The sequence below is a fragment of the Leucobacter sp. M11 genome (assembly GCF_035726885.1).
Lineage (GTDB): Bacteria > Actinomycetota > Actinomycetes > Actinomycetales > Microbacteriaceae > JAPFRB01.
On record NZ_JAPFRB010000004.1, the window covers coordinates 361,011 to 363,218 of the forward strand.

The following is a 2,208-nucleotide window of genomic DNA, read 5'->3' on the forward strand; positions in this document are numbered from 1 at the left end:
GCCCCGCGCGCGGCGACGTCCGGCTCCGACGGGGCCATCCCCGCGCTCGTGGCGGAGATGCGCGCGGGATTCCGCTCGGGGCTGACCCGGCCGCTCGCCTGGCGGCGGGAGCAGCTCGCCGGGATCCGCCGGATGCTGGTCGACGCGGAGGAGACCCTCGAGGCGGCGCTCGCGGCGGACCTCGGGAAATCCCCGGTCGAGTCCCAGGTCGCCGAGATCGGCTTCCTCATCTCCGAGATCGACCACACGGTCGCGAACCTGGCCCGGTGGGCAAAGCCCCGCCGCGTGAGCGTGCCCCTGGCCCTGCAACCGGCCGCCGCGCGGGTGCGGCCGGAGCCCCTGGGCACCGTCCTCGTGATCGCGCCCTGGAATTACCCCCTCATGCTGTCGCTGTCGCCCGCAATCGGGGCGATCGCCGCGGGCAACGCCGTCGTGATCAAGCCGAGCGAGCTCGCGCCCGCCGTGTCGCACGCCCTGGCCACCCTGCTCCCGCTGTACCTCGACCGGCGCGCGATCGCCGTCGTGGAGGGCGCGGTGCCCGAGACGACCGAGCTGCTCGCGGAACGCTTTGACCACATCTTTTACACGGGAAATGGGCGCGTGGGGCGGATCGTCGCCGCCGCGGCCGCGAAGCATCTCACCCCGGTCACGCTGGAGCTCGGCGGGAAGTCCCCGGCCTACGTCGATGCGACCGTTGACCTGCCCGCCGCCGCCAAGCGCATCGCCTGGGCGAAGTTCCTGAACTGCGGGCAGACCTGCGTCGCCCCCGACTACGTGCTCGGGGACCGGGCGACCCTGGACCGGCTGGCCCCGCTGCTGGCCGCCGCCGTTCATGACCTCTACGGGAGCCAGCCCGCGCGAAACCCCGACTACGGGCGAATCGTGACCGAGGCGCACCTGGACCGGCTCCTCGGCTACCTCGGCGACGGCACCATCGTGACCGGCGGGGACGCCGACCGGGCGGACCGCTTCCTCGCGCCGACCGTCCTCGCGGGGGTCTCCCGGGACGCCGCGATCATGTCGGAGGAGATCTTCGGCCCCATCCTGCCCCTCGTCGCGGTGGAGGACCTGAGCGACGCGATTGCGTTCGTCGCGGAGCGGGACAAGCCCCTCAGCCTTTACGTGTTCAGCGAGGACGCGGCTGTGCGCCGCCGCTGGGAGGCCGAGACGAGCTCCGGTGCGCTGGCCTTTAACGCCCCGGTGCTGCACCTCACCGTGCCCGAGCTGCCCTTCGGCGGCGTGGGGGAGTCCGGCACGGGCTCCTACCACGGGGAGCGTTCCTTCCTCACCTTCAGCCACGAGAAGGCGATCCTCTCGAAGCCCCTCTCGCCCGATACGCTCGGCCCGACGATCATGCCGCCCTTTACCGAGCGGAAGGAAGGCATCGTGCGGCGGCTGCTCGGCAAGCTGCGCTGATCCGCGCCCCGCGCCCGCTCGGGCTCCCGGCGGCCAGCGTTGCCGGGCTCAGAGGCCCGGCAGCGCGAGGTTCCCCGCGCCAGACACGCGGATGTCGTCGAGGCCCTGCCAGGCCGCAGCCTCGCGGAGCAGGGTCGCCGCGGCCTCCGGGGTGCGATCGGGGGCATCGGCTTCGCGCCAGGCGGCCTGCACGAGCAGCGCGCCGCCCGCCCGGTCCGCCTTGAGGTCGATGCGACCGGCGAGGCGGCCGTCCACGAGCAGCGGCAGGCAGTAGTAGCCGTAGCGCCGCTGCTCCTTCGGGGTGTAGATCTCGATCCGGTAGTGGAAGTCGAAGAGCCGCTCGGCCCGCGGCCGAAACCAGACGAGCGGGTCGAAGGGCGTCACGAGCGCGTCGGGGGCGAGCGTCCGGGGAAGCACCGCGTCCCGGTGCCGCCAGGCGGGCAGGGGCGCGCCGCCCGGCGTCGACCAGCCCTCGACTCGGACGGGCACGAGCACCCCCGCCTCGCTGAGCTCGCGGATCGCGGGGAGCGCGTCGCGGCTCTTCAGGCGGTGGTAATCGGCAAGATCGGCGGCGGTGCCCACGCCGTAGGCCCGGGCCGCACGCTCGATCAACGCGCGAAACGACGCCCCTCGGTCGGTCTCGTGGGCGTTGCTTTGCGCGGGGAGCGCCTGCTCGGTGAGCGCGTAGCGGCGCTGGAACCCCTCGCGCCCCACGGACACCACCTCGCCCCAGGCGAAGAGCCGCTCGACCGCGAGCTTGGTGTCTGACCAGTCCCACCACGGGCCCCGGTT

The 2,208-nt window shown here is 73.5% G+C and carries 2 protein-coding genes; one reads left to right on the forward strand and one right to left on the reverse strand.

Going from position 1 to position 2,208, the window contains the following annotated elements:
• Positions 1-36: 36 nt before the first annotated feature.
• Positions 37-1,416 carry an aldehyde dehydrogenase family protein gene (locus tag OOT08_RS13755; protein ID WP_325093664.1) on the forward strand — a complete coding sequence of 460 codons (1,380 nt, stop codon included), beginning with the start codon at positions 37-39 and terminating at the stop codon, positions 1,414-1,416.
• Positions 1,417-1,464: 48 nt separating this feature from the next.
• On the opposite strand, the gene OOT08_RS13760 is transcribed toward OOT08_RS13755, so the two are convergent.
• A partial coding sequence (locus OOT08_RS13760; protein WP_325093356.1) for a winged helix-turn-helix domain-containing protein occupies positions 1,465-2,208 on the reverse strand: 744 nt, incomplete at its 5' end.